This is a genomic window from Actinoplanes teichomyceticus ATCC 31121 (genome assembly GCF_003711105.1).
Taxonomy (GTDB): Bacteria; Actinomycetota; Actinomycetes; order Mycobacteriales; family Micromonosporaceae; genus Actinoplanes; species Actinoplanes teichomyceticus.
The window spans coordinates 7,133,177-7,156,133 of record NZ_CP023865.1; the positions used below are offsets into that span (position 1 = coordinate 7,133,177).

Consider the following 22,957-nt stretch of genomic DNA (forward strand, 5'->3'; position numbering starts at 1 on the left):
GGATCAGCGGCTCAGTCGTCCGGCCGGGCCAGACCCAAGGCCGGTCCACTGTGAGACGAGCCTTCCGCCGATCAACTCGTAACGAAGATCCTCGGGAAGATCTGCGATGTCGTCGACGGTCAGGTCGTCTCGGCCGAGCAGATGCTCGATCATGTCGAGCTCGTTCGAGTGCGGCGCAGCTGTCATCGGCTCCTCCTCAGCGGGATCGCCCATCACGGAACCAGCGCCGCGACAACTAGCCTCATGCCGACTTCAGCTGTCCTTGCCCTTCGGCTTGTTCAGCTTGTTGAAGTCCAGCTTGGGCAGCTTGAAGCCGGGCGGCATGCCGCCGCCGGCCAGCGCGTTCGGGTCCAGGCCCGGCGGCAGCTGGGGCATCCCGCCCGGGAAGCCACCGGGCAGCCCGGCCGGCATCCCGCCGCCGCGCGGCCGGTTGTTCTTGCCCTTGCGCTTGTTCTTCGAGCTCTTCGTGGCGCTGCGACGGCCACCCGGCAGGCCCATCATGCCGCTCATCTGCTTCATCATCTTCTGTGCGTCGGCGAAGCGGTTGAGCAGCTGGTTCACCTCCATCACGGTGACCCCGGAGCCGTTGGCGATGCGCAGCCGGCGGGACGCGTTGATGATTTTCGGCTCGGTGCGCTCCTTCGGCGTCATCGAGCGGATGATCGCGGTGACCCGGTCGAAGTGGCTGTCGTCGAGCTCGGCCAGCTGGTCCTTCATCTGGCCCATGCCGGGCATCATGCCGAGGATGTTGGCGATCGGGCCCATCCGGCGGACCGCGATCAGCTGGTCCAGGAAGTCCTCCAGCGTGAACTGCTCGCCACCGAGCAGCTTGCTGGTCATCTTCTCCTTCTGCTCCTCGTCGAAGGCCTGCTCGGCCTGCTCGATGAGGGTCAGCACGTCACCCATGCCGAGGATCCGGCTGGCCATCCGGTCCGGGTGGAAGACGTCGAAGTCCTCCAGTTTCTCGCCGGTGGAGGCGAACAGGATGGGCTGGCCGGTGACGTGCCGGACGGAGAGCGCGGCACCGCCGCGGGCGTCACCGTCGAGCTTGGAGAGCACCACGCCGGTGACGCCGACGCCGTCCCGGAACGCCTCGGCGGTCTGCACCGCGTCCTGACCGACCATGGCGTCGATGACGAAGATGACCTCGTCCGGTTCGACCGCGTCGCGGATGTCCCGGGCCTGCTGCATCATCTCCTCGTCGATGCCGAGACGCCCGGCGGTGTCGACGATGACGATGTCCTTGGCGGTGCGCTTGGCGACCTCGATGGAGTCCTTGGCGACCTTGACCGGGTCACCGACGCCGCTGCCCGGCTCCGGCGCGTAGACCTCCACGCCGGCCCGGCCGCCGACCACCTGCAGCTGGTTGACCGCGTTGGGGCGCTGCAGGTCGGCGGCGACCAGCAGCGGCTGGTGACCCTGGCCCTTGAGCCAGCGGGAGAGCTTGCCGGCGAGCGTGGTCTTACCGGCGCCCTGCAGACCGGCCAGCATGATCACGGTGGGCGGCTGCTTGGCGAAGACCAGCCGCCGCCCCTCGCCACCGAGCGTGTTGATCAGCTCTTCGTGAACGATCTTGATGATCTGCTGGGCCGGGTTCAGCGCCTGGGAGACCTCGGCGCCGCGCGCCCGCTCCTTGAGGCTGGCGATGAACGCCTTGACCACCGGCAGCGCGACGTCCGCCTCCAGCAGCGCGAGGCGGATCTCGCGCGCGGTGGCGTCGATGTCGGCATCGGTGAGCCGGCCCTTGCCGCGGAGCTTGGTGAAGATCCCGGACAGGCGGTCACTCAGGGTGTCAAACACGGTGCGACTTCCCGTTGGTCGTTGGTGGTGGCGTTGCCCGCAAGCCTAACCGGAGCGGCCAGCGGTCACCGGTTGCGCATCCGGTAGGTCCGGGCGGCGGCCTCGATGCGCCGCTGTGTCCGGGTGCCGGGGGCGATCTCCCGCTTGGCCCGGCCGTAGAGCCAGAGCGCGCCGCCGGCCACCAGAGCGCCGACGATCAGGTAGAACAAGGCGCCGAACAGCAGGTCGGCCACCCAGCTCACCACGACCACGCCACCGATCACCGTCAGCAGGAACACCAGAGCCTTGCCCATGACCGATCCTCCAGGTCTCGACTGCCCTCCACCATGCCCCGGACGCGCAACGTCCTGCATCGGCCGACCCCCGGATGCGGCCCCCTAGGGGTGGGTGTCCGCGAACACCCACCGAGGTGGACTAATCCTGCATATCCTCGCTAAGGGGCATAGACCGCAACTTCCGTCTCAGCCGTGACGTTAAGGGTCGCGTGGCCGGTTCGGCGGACGTGCGGCGAAAGGACGGCGGCGTGACCCTGCGGCGGATTCTGCGGCGGACGCCCTGGCCGGTCCGGCGACGGATGTTCCAGACCGCGCAGCGCCGGATCCTGCCCCGGACCGCGCCGGAACGGCGGCTGCGCATCGCCCGGGCGCTGATGCCGCTGGGCCGGGCCCGACGTGACCGGGCCGCGGCGCCCGGCCGGCTGATGCGGGTCCGCACCCGGCACGGCCGGCTCGGCGCGCGCGTGGTCACCACGACCAGCCCGGTCGAGGTACGCCGGGCCAATCTGGACCGGGTCGCCGAGGCGCTCGAGATGGCCGGCGTCGACTGGTTCCGGGTGCCCTCGGCGGATCCCGGACGCACCACCGTGGGCGTACCGGAGAGCGAGCGCGGCCTGATGCTGGGGTTGCTGACCGGCATCGCCCGCCGCGACCACGGGATGCTGCGGGCGGCCGGGCCGCCCGGCCGCCACGACCGGGTCGTCGCCGCCTGCTGGCCGGTCACCGATCCGGGCGGCAACCTGGTGCTGGGCCCGGAGTACGCCTGCGAGGTCGAGTTCTGGCGGCCGGAGGGCCACGCCCTGCTCGCGCCGCGGCCCAACCCGGTGGCCACCACCGTCCCGGCCGCCGAGCCGGTGACCGCCGCCGCGGAGCCGGTGTTCGGCGCGTTCAGCGAACCGGACGACGCCACCGCCTACCGCACCCGGCGGGTCTTCACCGCGCTCGGCCCGGAGCGGATCGACTTCCCCGTCGACGTGGTCTACACCTGGGTGGACGGCGCCGACCCGGCCTGGCAGCGGCGCAGGGCCCGGGCGCTGGCCCAGAACCCGTGGGTCGCCCGGGTCAACCGGCAGGCCGCCAACGACTCGCGCTGGATCAACCGGGACGAGCTGCGCTACTCGATGCGCGCGCTGCACTGCTTCGCCCCCTGGGTACGGCACGTCCATCTGGTCACCGACGACCAGGTGCCGGCCTGGCTCGACCTGAGCCACCCCCGGCTGACCGTGGTCACCCACCGGGAGATCTTCGGCGACGGCGGCCGGCTGCCCACCTTCAACTCCCAGGCCATCGAGTCCCGGCTGCACCGGATCCCCGGGCTGGCCGAACACTTCCTCTACCTCAACGACGACGTGTTCCTGGGCCGCCCGGTCACCCCCGACCTGTTCTTCACCCCCGGCGGGCTGACCCGGTTCTTCCCGTCGTCGTCGCTGGTCGACCCGGCTCCGCGCGGGCCCGGCGACCGGCCGGCCGACGCGGCGGCGAAGAACAACCGGCGGCTGATCCGGGAGACCTTCGGCCGGGTGCTGAGCCGCAAGATGATGCACACGCCGCACCCGGCCCGGCGCAGCGTGCTGCTGGAGATCGAGGAACGCTTCGCCGAGGCGGTCCGCGGCACCGCCGGGCACCAGTTCCGGCACCCCGAGGACGTGTCGATGCTGTCCTCGCTGCAGCAGTACTACGCGTACCTGACCGGCCGGGCCACGCCCGGGCAGATCCGCTACCGGTACACCGAGCTGGCCGACCCGGTCACGCCGCTGCGGCTGGCCCGGCCGCTGCGCACCCGGGGCGTGGACGCGTTCTGCCTCAACGACGTGGACGCCGCCGACGCGGTACGGGCCGAGCAGCAGGCGCTGCTGGCCGACTTCCTGCCGGCGTACCTGCCCTTCGCCTCCCCGTTCGAGCTGCGCCTGCCGCGCGGCGGCACGGTGTCGCCGGCCGCGCTCGCCGCGCTGCCCCGCCGCCCGGGCCCCCGCCGGCCGGCGACCGCCCCGGCGGCCCTGCCCCCGGTGGCCTGACCGCACCGGACGACGCCCCGGCCGCCCGCACCCATCCACACCGGACAAGGAGAGTCCCTTGAGCTACGACGTGGTCATTCTCGGCCTGGGGTATGTCGGCCTGCCACTGGCGCAACAGGCGGTCCGGGCCGGTCTGTCGGTGCTCGGCCTCGACATCGACGAGGCGGTGGTCGCGTCGCTGCGCGCCGGCCGGTCGCACGTCGACGACCTGAGCGACGCCGACGTCGCCGTGATGCTGGCCGGCGGTTTCCGCCCGACCGCCGACGAGAGCGGGATCGCGCGGGCCCGGACCGCGGTGATCTGCGTGCCCACCCCGCTGTCCGAGGGCGACGGCCCGGACCTGCGCGCGGTGACCGGGGCGACCGGCGCGGTCGGCCGCAACCTGCGCCCCGGGACGCTGGTGGTGCTGGAGTCGACCACCTATCCGGGCACCACCGACGACGTGGTCCGGCCGCTGCTCGAACAGCTCTCCGGGCTGACCGCGGGCATCGACTTCCACCTGGCCTTCTCGCCGGAACGGATCGACCCCGGCAACACCGAGTACGGCCCGCACAACACCCCGAAGGTGGTCGGCGGGTACACCCCGGCCTGCACCTCGGCCGCCGCCGCGTTCTACGGCCGGTTCATCGAGACGGTGGTCCGGACCCGCGGCACCCGGGAGGCGGAGACCGCGAAGCTGCTGGAGAACACCTACCGGCACGTCAACATCGCGCTGGTCAACGAGATGGCCCGGTTCTGCCACGAGCTGGACATCGACCTCTGGGACGTGATCAGCGCGGCGGCCACCAAGCCGTTCGGCTTCCAGGCGTTCCACCCCGGACCGGGCGTCGGCGGGCACTGCATCCCGATCGACCCGAACTACCTGAGCCACAACGTGCGCAGCAAGCTCGGCTACCCGTTCCGCTTCGTGGAGCTGGCGCAGGAAATCAACGCGACGATGCCGGCGTACGTGGCCCGGCGCGCGCAGAACCTGCTCAACGCGGACGGTCAGGCGGTCCGCGGGGCGACGGTCCTGCTGCTCGGCATCACCTACAAGGCCGACATCGCCGACCAGCGCGAGTCACCGGCCGCGCCGCTGGCCCGGCAACTGGCCGCGCTCGGCGCCACCGTGGCGTACCACGACCCGCACGTGCGCACCTGGGACGTCGGCGGCGTCCCGGTCTCCCGCACCGAGGACCTGTCCGGCGCGGTCACCTCGGCCGATCTGGTCATCCTGATCCAGAACCACCGCGAATACGACGTCGACCACCTGGCCCGGCTCGCGAAGCGCTTCTTCGACACCCGCGGGGTCACCACGGTCCGGTCCGCTCACCGCCTCTAGATCAACACCTTTTCTCCGGTACGACCTGTCCCGTTCCGCCCGTCGTCGCGCGCCCCGCGCCCACCCGCGCGAGGTGGGCGCCGCTGCCGGCCGCCGGGTCACCGCCCGGCGAAGGTCCAGCGGGCGTTCAGCACGTAGTTGACCAGCGGGATCAGCGCCAGGGCGAACGCCTGCGCCACCGGGTACGGCGCGGCCAGCACCCCGGCGCCGAGCCACAGCACGACCGTGTTCACCACGGCGGCGGCCGCGGTGACGGCCAGAAACCTCGGGCCGGCCACCACGTGCCCGGCCGCGCAGCGAAACACCCAGGCGCGTTGCAGCAGGTAGGACACCACGACGCTGGCCGTGAACCCGGTGGTCGAGGCGGTCACCGGGCCCAGGTGCAGCAGGCGCAGGCCGGCCAGGCCGACACCGACATGGGTCAGTGCGCTGGCCCCGCCGCTCACGGCGTAGCGGACCAGGCGCGCCGGTTCCGCGCCCCGCGGCGCGCCGCCCGCCGGACCCGGACCGACCGGCTCAGCGGTGCTCCGCACGCCCCACCCACTGTTCCGGGACGTCCAGCGGTGGCAGCCGCCGCGCGCCGGTCGTCTCGGCCACCGCCGCGGCGCCGGCCCGCTCCTGGACCAGGTAGCGCGGGCGGCCGCGGACCTCCTCGTGGATGCGGGCCAGGTACTCCCCGATGACGCCGAGCCCGAGCAGGACGAACGTGCCGGTCACCAGCAGCAGCAGGATCACCGTGGGGAACCCGGCCACCGAGTCGCCCCGCATCCACCGGACCAGCGTCTGCACGCCGAGCACCGCCGAGAACGCGGCGAAGGCCAGGCCCACGGCGGTGACCAGGTGCAGCGGCGCGGAGGTGAACGAGGTCAGGCCGTTGACCGCGAGGCGGAACAGCGAGCGCGCCGTCCAGCGCGACGCACCGCCCTCCCGGTGGTCGATGTCCACCTCGACGGTCTCCCGGCGGAAACCGATCCAGCTGCTGGTCCCGCGGAAGAACGACGAGTGCTCGGGCATCCGCAGCAGGGCGTCCAGCGCCGGACGGGCGAGCAGCCGGAAGTCCGTGGCGTCGACCAGGTCGACCCGGGTCAGCCGGGTGAAGGCCCGGTTGAAGACACGGGCGCCGAGGCGGCTGCCCAGCGACTGGCCGGCGCGGTTGCGCTTGACCGCCTCGACCACCTGCGCGCCGGACCGCCACCGCCGGATCATCTCGGCGACCGCCGACGGCGGGTGCTGCAGATCGGCGTCGATCACCACGGTGGCGTCGCCGGTCGCGTGCTCCAGGCCGGCCAGCAGGGCCGCCTCCTTGCCGAAGTTGCGCGACAGCCGTACCCCGAGCACGCGGGGTTCGCGCAGCGCGCAGGCGGCGATCCGGCGCCACGAGTCGTCGCCCGAGCCGTCGTCCACCAGGATCAGCTCGTAGTCGTGGCCGGCCAGCGCCTCGGCCATCCGGCCGACGAAACGGTCCACGCCGGCGCCCTCGTTGTAGACCGGCGCGACCACCGAGATCAGCTCGCCCATCACGGCGCTCCGGCGCAGAACCGGCGGCCGGCGAGCCGGGCCGTGGCGGCGTCCACGGCCCGGTCGAAGCGGCGCAGCTCGACCGGGTCCCCGCCGCGAGCGGCCGGCAGCCCGGCCCGGAACTCGGCACGCAGCGCGCAGCGGCGGGCGTTGCCGGCCGGGGAGCGGTCGAAGTCGGCGATCTCCTGGGCCACCCGGTCGTGCAGGTACGCGGACCGCCCCGACCCGGCCGCCGCGCGGTGGTCCCGGTTCGCGGCGGCGCCGACCGCGGCGCAGACCACGAGCAGCAGCACGCCGGCGAGCATCCCGGCGCGGTGCGACCGGGCGCCGCGGTGGCTGCGCGCCAGCAGGCCGGTCAGCAGCGCCACGGTCAGCATGGCCCCGGCCGGGCCGGTCAGTGCGCTGTCCCGCCAGCCCAGCCCCCACCAGCCGGCCGCGGCGAGCTGCTGCACCTGGGCGTTGAGCGCGCCCATGATGGCGGCCGGGACCAGCGTGGCCAGGCCGGTGGCGGCGAGCGCCCAGCACTGCCGCCGGTCCGGGGCGTCGCAGCCGGGCCGGTCGGCGTGGAACCGGCGGACCAGCAGGAGCAGCGCCAGCAGGGCGAGCAGCAGCGCCGGGCCGAGCGTGCGCCCGTACGGCCCCTCGGCGGCCCGCTGCCACATCAGCGGCGGCACCCACGCGGTCAGCCGGTGGGGCAGCGCGCCGAGCACGCCGGCCACGGCCACGTCGGAGCCGGCGTAGCAGCCGCCGTCCGCGCACCGCTGCGCGATGATCGCCCGGACCGGGACCGCCACCGGCAGGAAACCGGCCCAGAGCAGCCCGGCGAAGCGGGCCCCCGCGCCGCGCACCGTGGCCGACCACGGCAGGCCGAGCACCATCCGGGCCCGGATCAGCACCACGCCGGTGGCCAGCGGCAGCGCCAGATAGGCCATCTCGTTGAACGCGGCGAGCGCCCCACCCAGCGCCACCGCGAGCGCCCCCGGCCGGGCGCCCAGCCGGATCCGGCCGGCGGTGCGCGCGGCGGCCGCGGCGACCAGCAGCACCAGCGCGGCGGTGACGAAGTAGAGGCCGCCGAACAGGACGGTGGTGCTGGCCCGGCCGGCCGCCACGAAGCTCCCGCCGGCCGCGAACGGCAGCACCGCGGCGATCAGCGAGGGCGGCCCGGCGAACGGACGGCCCCGGGTCACCACGCACTCGGCCAGCACCACGCCGGCCAGGGTCAGCAGGATCGCGGCGGCGAACGACACCAGCCGCAGCGCGACGTTCGCGGGCAGCCCGGACAGGTCGGTGACGGCGAACGCGACGGTGTCCAGCGCCCATTCCACGATCCGGCCGAGCGGGCGGAAGTTGCCCAGTTCCAGGTACGGCGGGACGCTGCGGACCGCCTGACCGGCCATCTCCCACGGGTGGGTGAGGTAGCGCGCCCCGTTGGCGTAGACGTTGAACCGGTGGTCGGCGCTGGGCGGCAGGGTCACCAGCGGGGCCAGCACGATCAGCGGGACCAGCACGGACCGCAGGACGATGCCGCGCCACACCGGCCGCCAGGGCGACGGCGCCGGGGGCGGATGCGCCGCGAGCCGCCCGTCGCCGGTGTCCGGCCGGGCCGCGGCACCCGACATCTGCGCTGTCACACCAGGGGCAACGACGGCCCGGTGGCGAGGTTGCGACACGTACGGCAGGCCGACACCTGGGGCCCGGGCCACGCGTTAGAGGGCGATGAGCCTCTCGCCGACGACCCCGGACCGGGCCGGTCACCGTCCCGACATCGAGGGCCTGCGCGCGGTCGCGGTGCTCCTGGTGGTGCTCGGGCACGCCGGGGTGCCGCTGGCCGCCGGCGGCTACGTGGGCGTGGACGTGTTCTTCGTGATCTCCGGCTTCCTGATCACGTCGCTGCTGCGGCGCGAGGCGGCGGCCGGCCGGCTGTCGATCCACCGGTTCTACGCCCGCCGCGCCCTGCGCCTGCTGCCGGCCGCCGCGCTGGTGCTGGTCGCCACGCTGGTCGCGGCCCGGCTCTGGCTGCCGGCGATCCGGCTGGGCGAGCTGGCCCGGGACGCCCTGTCGGCCACCGGCTACGTCGCCAACCTGCGGTTCGCGCTCACCGGTACGGACTATCTCGACGCCGACGCCGCCCCGTCCCCGTTCCAGCACTTCTGGTCGCTGGCCGTGGAGGAGCAGTTCTACCTGGCCTGGCCACTGCTGCTGCTCGTCGCGCGGACCCGGGCCCGGACCGCCGGGGTGCTGGTGGCAGTGGTGGCCGGCTCGTTCACCGCCGGGGTGCTGGAGAGCGCGCGGTCGGCGCCGTGGGCGTACTTCGGGCCGCACACCCGGGCGTGGGAGCTGGGCGCCGGCGCCCTGCTCGCGGTGCTCGCCCCGCGGCTGCGCGGCGCCTGGCCGGGAGCGGCCGGGCTGGCCGCGATCCTGGTGGCGGCGGTGTGGTGCGATGGGCGCACCCCGTACCCGGGTGTCGCCGCCCTGCTGCCGGTGGGCGGCGCGATGGCCGTGCTGGCCGGCGGGTGCCGGCCGCTGGCGGCCCGCCCGTTGCGAGCCGTCGGCCGGCTGTCCTACGGCTGGTACCTGTGGCACTGGCCGGTCCTGCTGATCGGTCCGGCGGCGCTGGGTGTGGACGCGTCACCGCCGCTGGCCCTGCTGCTCGCGGCCGCCGCGCTCGGCCTGTCCTGGGTCACGTACCACCTGGTGGAGAACCCGCTCCGGCGGCACCCGCGGCTGCGCCGGCGGCCGAACCGGGCGCTGGGGCTGGGCGCCGGCCTGTCCGGCGCGGTCGCCGCCACCGCGGTCACCGTCGCGCTGCTGCCGCACCCGGTGCCGGCCGGCGCCGCGATCCGGGACCTGCCGGTGGCGACCGCGCGGGCCGCCGACCCGTACGCGGTCGTCGCCCGCGCGGTGCGCGCCGCCCGCGACACCCGGGAGCTGCCGGCGAACCTGACCCCGTCCCTGGCCCGGGTGAACGCGGACAAGGCACGGGTGTGGGCGGACGGATGCCACGTGGAGGCGCCGGCCACGGCCGCCCCGGCCGGCTGCGTCTACGGCGACCCGGCCGGGTCGACGACCGTGGTGCTCTACGGCGACTCGCACGCCGCCCACTGGTTCCCCGCGTTGCAGCGGGTGGCCGGGCGGCACCGCTGGCGGCTGGTGTCGCTGAGCAAGTCCTCCTGCTCCGCCGCCGACCTGCGGCTGTGGCACGACGGGCTGCGGCGCGAGTACACCGAGTGCGCCCGGTTCCACGCCGGGGCGCTGGCCCGGATCCGGGCGCTGCGCCCCGGCCTGGTGGTCATCGGGTCCAGCTTCAACTACCGGCCGGTGGACACCCGTGCCGACGAGTCCGGCCAGTGGCGGGCGGCCTGGCAGCGCACCGCCGCCGCGCTCCGGGCGACCGGCGCGCGAGTGGCGATCATCGCGGACACGCCGTACCTGGGCGGTGAGCGGGTGCCGGTCTGCCTGGCCCGGCAGGCCCGGCTCAAGCGGATCGACCGCTGCGGGCGGCGCGTGCCGGCCGCCCTGCGCGGGCCGGCGCAGCGGCGCTCGCTCACCGGCCTCACCGGGGTCACCGTGATCGACCCGGTGCCGTGGCTGTGCGCCGGCTTCTGCCCGCCGGTGATCGGCAACGTGCTCGCCTACCGCGACACCAACCACCTGACCACGACGTACGCGCGGACCGTCGCCCCGCTGCTGGACGCGGCGCTACCGGAACCGGAGTAGGTCGGCCAGCGCCGGTGGGCGCAGCCGGTCGACCACCACGGTCCGCTCGGTGACGTGGTCGCGGCACAGCCGGGCGAGCCGCTCGGCGAGCAGGTCGTCCCAGGCCCGGTCCGGCCGGTGCCGCTCCCAGGTGCCCCGGTCCGGCAGGTACTCCAGCAGCACCCCGAGCGTGCGCAGCAGCGAGAACGCCGGGTCGTCGGTCAGCACCACCGGCCGGTGGTCCGGTGTCACCAGCAGCCGCTGGTTGATCGTGACGAGCAGGTCGCGCAGCGTGTCGTGGTCGAGGCCGATCGCGACGTACAGGTGGGCCGGCCGCCGCCGCGCCGACGGCGTACGGGGCACCTGCTCCGGCACGATCGGCGTCCCGGCCGGGCGGGGCCGCAGCCGCCGGGCCAGCCCCCGGACCAGCCGGGGCGAGGTGTGCCACGGGTCCCGGGCGAGCGACACCAGCGCCCGCCCCAGCCGGTACGACCCGCTGCTGCGCAGCCGCCGGCTCTTCTCCCGCTCCCGGTCGCGCTGCTCGGTCAGCCGCTCGCAGCGGGCCCGCCAGGAGTCGCGCTCCAGCTCCACCGAGCGCATCCGCCCGGTCAGCGCGGCGATCTCCCAGCGCAGCCGCTCCAGCTCCGCCCCGGCCGGGGCCACGGTGGGTGAGTCGGACATGTTCACGCTCCGCTTCGTACGTTCTCGGCGGCCAGCCCCGCCAGCCACCGGGCCGCGGCCGCCGCGCCGTTGCCGAATCCCACCTGCGCGCACCGCCGGGTGAGTCCGGCCCGTACCTCCGGGCGCGCCGCCTCGGCCAGCACCCGGTCCAGCTCCGCGCCCTGCGGGTCCTCGACGCACAGCGCCGCGCCGGTCGCCGCCGCGAACCGGGCCCGGGCCACCTGGTCGTCGAGCGCGGTCCGGCGGTTCGGCACGAACACCGCCGGCACCCCGAAGGCGAGCAGTTCGTGGAACGAGTTGTAGCCGGACGCGCTGACCACGAGATCGAGTCCGCGCAGATAGCGGCTGATCGGGTACACCTTGACGACCCGGGCGCCGGGCACCGGCGGCGTCGGCTCGGTGGCGATCATCGACTCGGCGAGCAGCACCTGGAAACCCGCCTCGCGCAGGAGCCGGGCGCCGCGGCGCAGCGGCGACGTGATGTCGTCGATGTTCCCGGCGCCGAGCTGCAGCAGCGCGGCCGGCCGGCCCTCCTGGACGCCGAGCACGGCCCGCGCCTCGTCCGGCCCGGCCAGGTCACCGCGGTCCAGCAGCATGATCGGATCGACCGCGTGGACGCCGCCGCGGTCGGCCACGGTCGGGCCCTCGTCGGCGGCCGCGGCGAACTCGCCGGGCTCCAGGATGCCGTCGAAGGCCGGACCCCGGGCGATCCACTCGGCTCCGGTGTCCCGCCGCCACATCGGCCGGCGCACCCACACCCAGGTGACGTCCGGGCGGGCCGCGGCGGCCGCCACGATGCCGTCGTGCGGGACGCTGTCCACCGCGACGACGGCCGGGCGGTGCAGGTCGACCAGGTGCTCCAGGCGGGCCCGCAGGAAACCGGTCCAGCGTGGCCGGGGCAGGCCGAGCACGGCGCGCGACGGCAGGTACTCGGTGAGGAAGCCCTCCCGGTGGGCGAGCGACGCCCCGTACGACTGGGTCGCGATCACCGCCGGGCAGCTCGCCGGCAGACGGCGGCCGATCGCCATCAGCCGGGACAGGTGCCCCAGTCCGGCGCCGTTGTCGCTGAGCATCAGCACCGGCCGGGGGCGGGATACGGCCCGGTCGCGGCCGATCCGGGCCGGCGCGCGGCGCGCGGCCGGGCGGGTGGGCACGCCGCGCTCGGCGAGCCGGGCCAGGTGCGTGCCGGGACCGTACCGGCGCTGGACGAGGTCCCGGGCCCGGGCGACCACCGCGCGGTACCGGTCCCGGTCCGCCCACAGCTCGCGGACCAGCGGCTCCACCCCGGCCGGGGTGGTGTAGAGCGCGGCGTCGCCGAAGAGCGGCCGGAAGTGCGGGCCGACGATCGCGGGCACCCCGGCGGCCATCGCCTCCAGGATGGTCCGGCCGAACCCCTCGACCAGGTCGGGGTCGTGGAAGTAGACGAAGAAGTCGAGGGTGCGCAGGAAGTCCGCCGGCTGTTCGGCGCCGAACGGCAGCAGCTCCCAGTTCGCCGGGCGCCGGCCCAGCAGCCGGGTCGCGATCTCGCCGCCGCCCAGCACCCGGACCCGCAGGTCGTCCCGCTCCGGGTAGGCCAGCAGCAGCTCCGCGGCGGTGCGTGGCCACTTCACCGGGTCGCAGCGTCCGTGCCGGCCGAGCACCGGCACGCCGGCGACCGGCCGGTCCCGCCCGGTCCACCACCGGGCCACGTCGATGATCTCGTGCCAGTCCGCGCCGGCCAGCGGCGCGTCCGGCGCGGACCGCAGCACCTCGGCGCGGATCCGCGGGCTGATCGGCGCCCACTCGACGACCGGGCCGAAGTACCGCGAGACCCGGTCGCGGATCTCGCCGACGTCGTAGTAGCGGGCCGGGTCCGCGGCGTCGCCGGGCGCCTGGTTGATCACCATGACGGTCCGCTCGGCGTGCACCCGGGGCACCACGGCCAGGTCGGCGGTGAAGATCCGGGGCTGGCGGACCACCAGCAGGCGGGCGTCCGTGGCGGCGTCCGGCACGGCGAGCTCGGCCAGGCCCTCGCGGAGCAGTTCGGCGATCCGCGGGCTGAACGGCAGGCCGTCCCGGTTGTGCGGGGACGGCACGTGCACCAGGGCGGTGCGCAATCCGGCCTCCGCCTGGGCGCGCACCTCGGCCGCGATGGCCGCGGAATTGCCGCCCGGGTACCGGAAGTCCGACAGGATCGCCACGTCATGGACGGTCGCGGTCATGATCGTGTACTCCGTTGCTCGACAACCGGCGGGCACGAACGGGGCCCGGCCTCCCGGTGGACCCAACGACCCGCGGCGCGGTCACGTCACGCCGGCCCCGGCCGCGCCGTTGGGCAGGCCATGCGCACGCACATCACCCCGGGGTCGTACGGATCCGCCCTGCTCGACCGGCATCTGCGGGCGCTGCGCCGGGCCGGTCCGGACGGGCCGGCGGCGGCCGCGCTGGCGGCCCGTTCCGCGGACGCGCGGGCCCTGCTGGCGTACGCCGCGGGCGTCACCGACCTGGACGCCCTGCTGGCCACCGCCCGCGCCGGCCGGCCGCTGCCCGACGGCCTGGACCCGTGGGCGCTCGGCGAGCTGGCCCGGGTGATCGCGTGCCAGGATCTGGAGCCGCAGGACCGGGCGGACGGCCTGGCGCTGTTCGACGCGCTGCTGCGCGCCCACGGCCCGGCCGCGGTCGCTCCCGACCACCAGGGCGTGCACGCGCAGCTGGCGCTGGCCGCGGGCCGCGCCGCCGACCTGCTGGAGCGGTACCCGCGGATCCCGCGCCCGGTCCGCGAGGCGCTCGCCGTCGACCTGGCCGAGCCGGCCACCTGGCTGGCCCGTTTCACCCGGCTGCTGCCCGCGCCCGGTTTCACGCTCGCCGACGGCCCCGGGCCGCGCTTCGACCGGATCGTGCCCGGGACGGCCGCCGCGGTCGGCGGCGGGCCCCGGATCACCACGATCGTCACCACCTACCGGCCCGGCCCGGCGCTGCTGGTCACCATCCGCTCGCTGCTCGCGCAGAGCTGGACCGACCAGGAGATCCTGATCGTCGACGACGGCTCGGAGCAGGCCGCCGTGCTCGACGAGGCCGCCGCCCTGGACCCGCGGATCCGGGTGCTGCGGCTGCCCGGCAACGGCGGCACCTACCGGGCCCGCAACGCCGGCCTGGACGCCGCGACCGGGGAGTTCGTCACCTTCCAGGACTCCGACGACTGGTCGCACCCGCTGCGGCTGCAACGCCAGGTGGCGCCGCTGCTGGCCGACCCGGCGCTGTTCGCCACCACCTCGGCCGGGATGCGGGTCACCGGCGACCTGGTGGTGACCCGGCCGGGGTACGCGCGGCACCGGTCGTACAACCTGTCGTCGCTGATGCTGCGCCGTGCGGTCGCCCTGCGTGAGCTCGGCTACCTGGACACCGTCCGCAAGGGAGCGGACGCGGAATACGTGGAGCGGGCCCGGGCGGTGTTCGGCCGTCCCGCCGTACCGCACCTCAGCGGCGAGACGCTCGCCCTGATCCGGCTCTCCGGCGGCTCGCTGTCCAGCGCGGACATGGCGCCCGGCTGGACGCACCCGGCGCGGCGCGCGTACCTGTCGGCGTTCCAGGCGTGGCACACCCGGGTCGCCGCCGGCCGGGAGACCGCCTACCGGCCGCGGGAGCCGCGGCGGCGGGCGTTCGCCGCGCCGCACCGGCTCGCCGGGACCGGCGGCCCCGAGACGTACGACCTGATCCTGGCCGGGGACTTCAGCACGCCGGAGAGCGCCGGCCCGCTGCGCGCCCTCGCCACCCGGGCGGTCGCGTTCGCGCTGCTGCACCTGCCGGCGCTCGGCGCGGCGGCCGGGAACCTGGACCCGGACGTGCAGCGGATGATCAACGTCGGCACGGTGCGCCAGACGCTGCTGGCCGACCGGGCGTACGCCGGGCTGGTCGTGGTGTGCGGTCCGGCGTCGCTGGCCTTCGCCACCGGGCAGCCCAGCGCCGTCCGCGCCGGCCGGGTGGTGATCGGGGAGGACCCGGCCTGGGCCGCCGCGGCCGGGGCCTGCACGGCGGCGGCGCGCCGGCTGTTCAGGGCCGAGCCGGTGTGGCTGCCGCTGCCGTGCACCGTCGACCCGCGCCGGTGGCGGGCCACGCGCACCGGACCGGCCGCCGACCGCCCCGTGCTGGGCCGGTTCGTCCACGACGGCCGCGAGGAGCTGCGAACGCTGCGGGCTGTGCTGCGGGACACCCCGGATGTCGACGTACGCCTGCTGGACCGCACCGCCGAGACCGCCGCCGCCTTCGGCGCCCGCCCCCCGCTGAGCTGGCTGATCTACCAGGACCGGGACGTCACGCCGCGCGCCTTCCTGCACCAGCTGGACTACTACCTGGGCGGTGGCGACGGACCGGCGCAACTGCTCGCCCCGCTGGCCGCCGGCTGCGTCGTGCTGCTCACCCCGGACCGGGAGGTGGAGTACGGCCCGGCCGCGGTCTACTGCGCTCCCGGCGAGCTGCACCGGACCCTGCGCCGGCTGCACCGCGACCCGTCCGGCTACGCCGCGCAGAGCGCCCGCGGCCGCGACTTCGCCGGCCGTCACCACCCCGGCGTCTACGCCGACGCCGTGCTGGCCCTGCTGCACCCGGGCGGCGGCCTGCCCCGGCCGCGCACCGAGCTCGCCCTCCCCTAGCGCCACCGCCGCCGCCCCGGCCGGGACCGGGTGACCGGCGGCGCCGCACGGCGAACCGGCTCGGCGGGGCCGTCAGGTCGGGCCCGGGGCCGGCAACCGAACAGCGACGCATCGACACCCTTTTGACAGTCGAGCCCTCCGCGGACCGGGCCGAAGAGAACGGTGAACCTGGCAGCAGCCAGGCGCCGAACTCCGAAAGGGCCTCTCATGCGCTCGCTCTTCCGCCGCTTCGCCCTGGTCGCCGCCCTCGCCCCCGCCGCCGCGCTGGGCGCGACGCTGTCCGCGGCCCCCGCCACGGCCGCCCCGGTCTCCGAGTCGACCCTGCAGGCCGACATCGTGCGGCTGACCAACGCGCAGCGCACCGCGCACGGCTGCGCGGCCCTCAAGGTGGACAGCCGGCTGGTCACCGCCGCTCGCGGGCACAGCGCGTACATGGCGCAGAGCGGCTCGTTCAGCCACACCGGCCGGGGCGGGTCGAGCTTCGCCGCCCGGGAGAAGGCCGCGGGCTACCCGAGGCCGTCCGCCGAGAACATCGCCTGGGGTTACCGCACCGGCAAGGACGTGGTGGACGCCTGGATGAAGAGCCCGGGCCACCGCGCCAACATCCTCAGCTGCAAGTCCCGGACGGTCGGCGTCGGCGCGGTCTACAGCGACAACGGCACCCCCTACTACACCCAGGACTTCGGGTACTGAGCCGGCCGGCCTCGCTCCGCTCGGCGGGCATTTCGCCCCTTTGAGTCGATGTCGAGGCCCGGAGGAACGACCACGCCTCGCTTGTCGTTCTTCGGGTCCTCGACATCGACGGGCGAAAGGCGCTTTGCGGCACGGTTGGATCTGCCTCGGACGGCCGCGAGCCGCTGCGGTACTCCTTCGCATGAGGTTCGGGCTCGCTTCGGCGGGCTCAGGTGAGCGCCCCTGCCGGTCCCCCTGCGGCAGGGGCGTTCGCCGTGACCAGGGTCCGGCGGGCGTAGGACAGGATGGCGTGCCGGCCGAGCATCCCCTCCTCGCGGGCGAGGCCGTCCACGGTGGCCAGCCAGGCGGCGATCGCGGCGCGCTCGTCCGCGCGGTTCGCGTCGTCGAGGACGATCGTCGCCCGGTCCGCGAGGCGCGGCTCGACGACCGGCAGCGCGGGGTACCGGCTGTCCGGCCCGACGGCCGCCGGCGGGCCGTCGACCAGCAGGAAGTCGATGCCGTGCAGATCGGCCAGGGCGGCCGGGTCGTACCACGAACAGGTGCGGTCGCCGGCCTCGACCGGGGTGAGCGGGGCGTCGCGCACCTCGGCCACCGCGGTCAGCCCGTGCGCCCGCAACGCCGCCCGGGTACGCCCGGCGTACTCCGGATCGTGGTCGAGCGAGACCAGCCGGCCACCGACCCTCTCCAGCACGTAACCCAGCCAGATCGTGGACGTGCCGCTGCCCAGCTCCAGCACCAGCCCCGGCCGCCGGGACCGGACCAGGAACAGCAGCTCCAGCAGGTCGGTCGGGTTGAGCGCGTAGTCGCCGGAGGACGGCATCGGGGCGCGTGGCGTGAAGCCCTGGAACAGCTGCACGGTCGCCTCCATCTCGCGCGGCACGGCCAGCCGCAGGCCGCGCATCCCCCGGTCGGCGAGCCGCTGCACCCGGGCCACCGCGTCGACCAGTTCGCGGTGCCGGTCCTCGGTGGCCAGCCGCTGGCGTTCCACCGCGGACACCACCCGCCGCTGCGTCTGGTCGAGCACGACCCGCAGGTCGCGGATCTCCCGGCGGTCGGCGCGCAGCGCGACCAGCCGTCGGTTGACCTGCAGCACACCGGCCAGGACCACGGCGAGCAGCACGGCGAGCAGGCAGACGGCCAGGCCGGTGGCGTCGAACGCGGCGGCCGCGGCGATCGCCGCGACGAGCAGCGAGGTGAGCGCGGCGGCGGCGAGGGTCCGTGGTCCGAGCCCGCGGGCCCGGCCGGCCAGCCGGCGAAGTCTGCGCACCATGAACCGCCACCCTCCCGAGGCCGCGGGGGCGGCCACACCCTGCCCTAACGGCGCAACCTACCGGGCGTTACGCTCGCCCACCGCCAGCTCGTGCACCCGTTCGGCGAACAGCCGCGGGGCGTGCTCCTTGCGCAGCGTCAGCCGGTCCAGCCGTCGCTGCTCCGCCGCCAGCACCGGGTCGGTCCGGTAGCGCCGCACCACCTCGGCGACGTCCGCGGCCGCGCAGTGCACGCCGACCGGGCCGGGCTCCGCGGTCAGCGGGATGCAGCCCATCGTGGCCGCGTCCAGCACCGGCCGCTGCGCCGGTGACGGTGCGAAGTGGAGGGAGAAGTCGAGCTGCCCGTAGAACTCCAGCGGCTCCAGATCGGCGGCCTGGTAGACCAGCCGCCCGGCCGGTTGCCGGGGCAGGCGCACCCCGTCGTCGACCCGGATCCGGATGTCGGCGCCGGTGAGCCGGTCCAGCACGGCGAGATCCGCGCGGTCGTGCACCTCGGCGCCGATCACCGGGCGGCACGGGACCGGCCGGGCGCCCGCCGGCCCGGGGCCGCCGCGCCGGACCGCGGCCACGGTGGGCAGATCGAACCCGGTCACCGGGAGGTCTTCGCGCAGCAGCGCGGCCCGGACCTCCGGCCGCTGCGGGCACCACCACGCCGGCACGCCGAACATCCGCTCGGCCGCCGCGGCGCAGGGCGCCGTCGCGCGGTCCGGCGCCCGCTCCACGAGGACCAGCACGGTACGCGGGACCAGACCCACCGGCCCGGCCGGCGGGAACCGCAGCAGCTCCGGTTCCCGCACCAGCAGCAGCCCGCAGCGGGCCGGGTCGGTGCGGGTGATCTGCCCGATCCGGCCGGCGTTGACCTGTTCCTGGACGGCGGGGTGCACCGGCAACCGGGCTCGGGCCGGCCGCCGCCAGTCCTCCAGGTGCAGGATCGCCACCCGCAATCCGCGGGCGAGCAGCGCCTCGATCTCGGCCAGCGCGGACCGCTGGGTCGCCGTCACGGCCCGCCAGTCGGCGGCGACGACCACGTCGTACGCCGCGGCGGCGATCCGGGCGCCGGCCGGCCGCGACAGGTGCGCCGGCGCCGGGAACGGGCGGTTCGCGCCGTCGCGGGGCCGGAAGGCCGGCGCGGCGCCCGCGGCGATCCGCGAGTGCCAGGTGGCGTAGCCGGAGCGGTAGACGGCGCGGGCCGGATGGATCCAGTACGGCCGGACCTCGGCCCGCGACAGCGACCCCGCGGAGAGCCGGATCAGCGCCAGGTGCACCGGCAGGTGCCGCACCGCCCGAGGGCCGCACGCTGCGACGATCCGGTCGATGTACTCCGAGTCGCCGCCCTTGCGGACCACGTCGAAGTAGCCGACCCGGGCCGGCACCACGTCCCGGCGGATCAGCAGCGAGGACGGGTTGAGCTTGCCGCCGCGCCGGCCCAGCCGGGTGAGCGTGAGGTGCTCGGTGACCCGCCGGCCGTCCGAGGTGGACGCGACCAGCTCCGGCTCGTCGAGCAGCGGCGCGACCTGCAGCTCCAGGCGGCGCGGGTGCGACCAGTCGTCGGAGTCCTGGAAGGTCACGAACGCTCCGGTGGCGGCGTCCAGGCCGGCGTTGCGCGCCACGTACGTCCCGGCGTTGCGGGCCTGGCGCAGCAGCCGCACCCGCGGGTCCAGCGCCACCGCCGCCCGCAGGATCGCCTCGTGCTCCGCCGCGGACCCGTCGTCGACCACCAGCACCTCCAGGTTGCGCCAGGACTGCCGGACGATCGAGCGCACCGCGGTCAGCAACCCCTCCCCCGGCCGGTACGCGGTCACCACCACACTGATCCGTTCCGGTCGTACCACCGGAGTGGGCTCGGCGGTGCACAGCCGGTCGAACGGCGGCACGCTGTCCCGGCCGTCCAGCCGGATCGCCGGCTCGGGCAGCCCGGCGCCGAACCGCCGCAGCCACGGCCCCACCGGGCGGCGCGGATCGAGGAACGGGTTGGCCAGGTCGGTGCGGATCTCGTGGCGTACCTGCGGGTGCACCCCCGGCTGCGGGTTCATGGCCAGCTGGGCGTAGACCGCGCGCGAGGCGGCCGGCACCGCGCGGGCGCCCAGGTCGGCGCGGATCAGCTCGTACAGCGCCAGGGCGTCGGCGCGGTCCGCCGGCCGGACCTCCTGCAACGCGATGATCTGCGCCAGCACGGCCAGCAGGTCCGGCCGCACCGCCCGGCCCCGGGCGCGCAGCCAGCCGCGCCGGGCGGCCCGGGCGGCGGCCAGCAGCTCGGCCAGGGTGCCGGCGCCGCCCAGCCCGGCGCGCGCCAGCTCGTCCCGCAGGCCCACCGCGCGAGTGCGTACCGCGGCGGCGACCAGGGTCGCCGGCTCCTCGTCCCCGATCATCGGTCGGTCCAACGCGCCGGGGCGGGCGTCCGTTACACCGCGGCGAGCACCGCCTGCTGCACCCGGTCCCGTTCGGCCTGCTCGGCCCACGCGCCGACCAGATAGAAGGCGTCCACCACGTCACCGCCGAGAGTGGAGATCCGGGCCGCCCGGATCTCCGCGCCGGCCTCGTCGAGCGCGCTGGTCACCCGGTAGAGCAGGCCGGGCGAATCGGCCGCGCGCAGCTCCAGCACCACCGCGCCGGTGGCCACGGCACGCTGCCAGACCACCCGCGGCTGCGCGGTGCCGCCCCGGGCGCTCATCGCGCGGGCGCGGACCCGCTGGGTCACCGAGACGTCGCCGGAGGCGACGCGGCGCAGGTCGGCGGCGAGGGCGACCGGATCGTACGGCGACCCGTAGCGCGGCTGGGTGAAGAACTCGACGATGGCCCGCCCGTCCACCGTCGAGGTGTTGGCGGCCACCACGTCCAGCCGGTGCATGGCCAGGCAGGCGGCCACCCCGGCGAGCAGTCCCCGGCGGTCGGCGGCGGCCACCGACACCTGGTCGCCGTCCAGGTGCACCACCGGCAACGCGCCGCTGAGCAGCTCCGGGTCGGGTTCCGGCGGCTCGGGCAGCGCGCCGGTGTCGAGCGCGGTGCGCACCCGGCGGACCAGCTCGGCCATCAGCCGGCCCTTCCAGTCCGACCAGGCCGCCGGGCCGGTGGCGTGCGAGTCGGCGCGGGCCAGGGCGTGCAGCAGGTCCAGGGTGGCCGGGTCGCCGACCGTCTCGGCGACCGTGGAGATGGTCAACGGGTCGTCCAGGTCGCGGCGGGTGGCCACCTCCGGCAGCAGCAGGTGCAGCCGGACCAGTCGCTCCACGGTGGCCACGTCGGCGCTCGGCAGGCCGATCCGGGTGGCGATGCCGGCGGCGATCGGGGCGCCCACCACGCTGTGGTCGCCGGGCAGGCCCTTGCCGACGTCGTGCAGGAACGCGCCGATCAGCAGCAGGTCGGGGCGATCCACCTCGCGGGCGTACCGGGTGGCCTCGTAGGCGGCCTGCACCAGGTGCCGGTCCAGGGTGAACCGGTGCACCGGGTGGTGCTGCGGGAGGCTGCGCATCCGGGCCCACTCGGGGAGCCAGGCGTCGATCAGGCCGTACCGGTCGGCGGCCTCCCAGGCCGGCAGCAGGCCGGGACCGGCGCCGAGCAGCGAGATCAGGGCGGCCCGGGCGGCCGGTGGCCACGGGGTGGGCAGCGGTGGGCAGAAGGCGGCCAGCCACTCGCAGGTGGCCCGGGCGATCGGGAGTTGCACGGCGGCGGCCGCGGCGACCACCCGCAGGGAGAGGCTGGGGTCCGGGACCGGACCGATCGCGGTGCGGGCCAGGACCAGCTCGCCGTCCTGCTCGACCACGTCGCGGGCGATCGGGCGACGGGCCGGCGCGCCGGCGCGGCGGCGGCCGGCGCGCAGCCGGTCGACGGCCCGCCAGGCGTCGTCGACGGCGTGCGCGACGGTCCGCGCGTCGCCGGAGACCCGCCGCAGCAGCGCGTCCGGATCGTCGAGCTCCAGCAGTCCGGCGACGGCGGCGCGCTCCTGGGCGACCAGGCGGTCCACCCGGCGGCCGACCGCGAGGTGCAGGGCGTCCCGGGTGTCCAGCAGCCGCAGGGTGGCGGCGCGTACCGCGGGGCGCATGGTGTCGGCGATCCCGGCCCGGCCGATGCCGCGCAGCAGGGTGACGTCGCGCAGGCCGCCGGCCGCCTCCTTGAGGTCGCCCTCCAGCAGGAAGGCCAGCTCGCCGTGGCCGGCCCAGCGCTGGTGGGTGAGCTCGCGCAGCTGCGGCATCAGCCGGACGGCGGTGCGCCGCCACTGGTCGCCGGTGGCCGCGACGAGGTCGGCGGAGAGCGCCGCGTCGCCGGCCACGTGCCGGGCGTCGAGCAGGCCGAGGGCCACCTTCACGTCGTCGTGGGCGACCGACAGCGCCTCGGGCAGGGTACGCACCGAGTGGTCCAGCCCGACCCGGGCGTCCCAGATCGGGTACCACAGCGCGGAGGCGATCCGGTCGATCCCGGGGGTCCCGTTGTGCAGCAGCACCAGGTCCAGATCGCTGTACGGGGCGCAGTCGCGCCGCCCCAGCCCGCCCACCGCGAGCAGGCTGACACCGCCCAGGTGGCTCGGGAACAGCTCCCGCAGCCAGGCGTCGTGCGCCGCGGCACGCGCGTCGCGCGCCGCGGCGCCGATGTGGTCACGCGGCTTGTCGAGCGAGCCGCCGGCTTCTCCCGCTTGTCCATCGGGATGTCGCTGCGCGTGGGCAACGGCGGGCGGCTCGCTCAACGGGTCCGTCATGTGCTTACAGGGCGTCCAGGCCGCGCTCGCCGGTGCGGACCCGGATGACGTCGTCGACCGTCGTCACCCAGACCTTGCCGTCACCGATCTTGCCGGTCCGCGAGGCGGCCACCACGGCATCGACGATCTTCTCGACGTCGATCTCGTCCGTGATCACCTCGACCTTGATCTTCGGGAGGAACTCGACGGTGTACTCGGCGCCCCGGTACACCTCGGTGTGTCCCTTCTGCCGGCCGTATCCCTGCACCTCGCTCACGGTGAGCCCGGCGACGCCGAGCGCGTGCAGAGCCTCCTTCACCGCGTCGAGCTGGTACGGCTTGATGACCGCGGTCACCAGCTTCATGCTCAGTCCTTCCATTCCAGCAGCCATGAGAG

At 75.6% G+C, this 22,957-nt stretch carries 17 protein-coding genes; 5 read left to right on the plus strand and 12 right to left on the minus strand.

What is annotated here, in order from left to right:
• Positions 1-3: 3 nt before the first annotated feature.
• From ACTEI_RS31255 to ACTEI_RS31265, 3 genes are all read right to left on the minus strand, one after another.
• Entirely contained in the window at positions 4-186 is a 183-nt protein-coding gene (locus ACTEI_RS31255) for a hypothetical protein (protein WP_239082112.1), read from the minus strand.
• 66 nt (positions 187-252) lie between these two features.
• Complete coding sequence (gene ffh, locus ACTEI_RS31260; RefSeq protein WP_122980923.1) at positions 253-1,800, minus strand: signal recognition particle protein; 1,548 nt, start codon at positions 1,798-1,800, stop codon at positions 253-255.
• A gap of 65 nt (positions 1,801-1,865) precedes the next feature.
• Positions 1,866-2,093: a hypothetical protein gene (locus ACTEI_RS31265; protein WP_122980924.1), complete on the minus strand. Its 228-nt coding sequence runs from the start codon at positions 2,091-2,093 to the stop codon at positions 1,866-1,868.
• Positions 2,094-2,323: 230 nt separating this feature from the next.
• On the opposite strand from ACTEI_RS31265, the gene ACTEI_RS31270 reads away from it, so the two are divergent.
• The gene (locus ACTEI_RS31270; protein WP_122982524.1) at positions 2,324-4,090 is read left to right on the plus strand and encodes a stealth family protein; all 1,767 of its coding nucleotides are present in this window, start codon (positions 2,324-2,326) and stop codon (positions 4,088-4,090) included.
• A 58-nt stretch (positions 4,091-4,148) separates the two neighbouring features.
• Positions 4,149-5,411, plus strand: a complete 1,263-nt coding sequence (locus ACTEI_RS31275) for a nucleotide sugar dehydrogenase (protein ID WP_122980925.1) — start codon at positions 4,149-4,151, stop codon at positions 5,409-5,411.
• 98 nt (positions 5,412-5,509) lie between these two features.
• Here the strand turns inward: ACTEI_RS31275 and ACTEI_RS31280 are convergent, their stop codons facing one another.
• The 3 genes from ACTEI_RS31280 to ACTEI_RS31290 are packed head-to-tail and all read right to left on the minus strand — an operon-like array spanning position 5,510 to position 8,548.
• A complete protein-coding gene (locus ACTEI_RS31280) occupies positions 5,510-5,944 on the minus strand; it encodes a GtrA family protein (protein WP_122980926.1) in 435 nt (144 codons plus the stop codon).
• The gene (locus tag ACTEI_RS31285) at positions 5,928-6,929 is read right to left on the minus strand and encodes a glycosyltransferase family 2 protein (RefSeq protein WP_122980927.1); all 1,002 of its coding nucleotides are present in this window, start codon (positions 6,927-6,929) and stop codon (positions 5,928-5,930) included. The genes ACTEI_RS31280 and ACTEI_RS31285 overlap by 17 nt, the downstream gene beginning before the upstream one ends.
• On the minus strand, positions 6,929-8,548 hold the full coding sequence (locus tag ACTEI_RS31290; RefSeq protein WP_122980928.1) for a hypothetical protein: 1,620 nt from the start codon (positions 8,546-8,548) through the stop codon (positions 6,929-6,931). Before ACTEI_RS31290 ends, ACTEI_RS31285 begins: the two co-directional genes overlap by 1 nt.
• Positions 8,549-8,645: 97 nt before the next feature.
• Between ACTEI_RS31290 and ACTEI_RS31295 the strand changes: the two genes are divergently transcribed.
• Positions 8,646-10,646 carry an acyltransferase family protein gene (locus tag ACTEI_RS31295; protein WP_122980929.1) on the plus strand — a complete coding sequence of 667 codons (2,001 nt, stop codon included), beginning with the start codon at positions 8,646-8,648 and terminating at the stop codon, positions 10,644-10,646.
• Here the strand turns inward: ACTEI_RS31295 and ACTEI_RS31300 are convergent.
• Positions 10,629-11,306 (minus strand): hypothetical protein, encoded by a 678-nt coding sequence (locus tag ACTEI_RS31300; protein WP_122980930.1) that lies wholly within the window; start codon positions 11,304-11,306, stop codon positions 10,629-10,631. The two genes, ACTEI_RS31295 and ACTEI_RS31300, sit on opposite strands and share 18 nt — an antisense overlap.
• Positions 11,307-11,308: 2 nt before the next feature.
• Complete coding sequence (locus tag ACTEI_RS31305) at positions 11,309-13,507, minus strand: glycosyltransferase (protein WP_122980931.1); 2,199 nt, start codon at positions 13,505-13,507, stop codon at positions 11,309-11,311.
• A gap of 120 nt (positions 13,508-13,627) precedes the next feature.
• On the opposite strand from ACTEI_RS31305, the gene ACTEI_RS31310 reads away from it, so the two are divergent.
• Both ACTEI_RS31310 and ACTEI_RS31315 read left to right on the plus strand, forming a co-directional pair.
• Positions 13,628-15,934: a glycosyltransferase family 2 protein gene (locus ACTEI_RS31310; RefSeq protein ID WP_122980932.1), complete on the plus strand. Its 2,307-nt coding sequence runs from the start codon at positions 13,628-13,630 to the stop codon at positions 15,932-15,934.
• Between the two features lie 207 nt (positions 15,935-16,141).
• The gene (locus ACTEI_RS31315) at positions 16,142-16,627 is read left to right on the plus strand and encodes a CAP domain-containing protein (RefSeq protein ID WP_122980933.1); all 486 of its coding nucleotides are present in this window, start codon (positions 16,142-16,144) and stop codon (positions 16,625-16,627) included.
• 208 nt (positions 16,628-16,835) lie between these two features.
• On the opposite strand, the gene ACTEI_RS31320 is transcribed toward ACTEI_RS31315, so the two are convergent.
• The 4 genes from ACTEI_RS31320 to ACTEI_RS31335 are packed head-to-tail and all read right to left on the minus strand — an operon-like array spanning position 16,836 to position 22,925.
• A complete protein-coding gene (locus ACTEI_RS31320) occupies positions 16,836-17,897 on the minus strand; it encodes an O-methyltransferase (RefSeq protein ID WP_122982525.1) in 1,062 nt (353 codons plus the stop codon).
• Between the two features lie 57 nt (positions 17,898-17,954).
• The gene (locus ACTEI_RS31325) at positions 17,955-20,264 is read right to left on the minus strand and encodes a glycosyltransferase family A protein (RefSeq protein WP_122980934.1); all 2,310 of its coding nucleotides are present in this window, start codon (positions 20,262-20,264) and stop codon (positions 17,955-17,957) included.
• Positions 20,265-20,296: 32 nt separating this feature from the next.
• Complete coding sequence (locus tag ACTEI_RS31330; RefSeq protein ID WP_122980935.1) at positions 20,297-22,582, minus strand: [protein-PII] uridylyltransferase; 2,286 nt, start codon at positions 22,580-22,582, stop codon at positions 20,297-20,299.
• 4 nt (positions 22,583-22,586) lie between these two features.
• Positions 22,587-22,925, minus strand: a complete 339-nt coding sequence (locus ACTEI_RS31335) for a P-II family nitrogen regulator (RefSeq protein ID WP_187645849.1) — start codon at positions 22,923-22,925, stop codon at positions 22,587-22,589.
• Between the last annotated feature and the right edge of the window lie 32 nt (positions 22,926-22,957).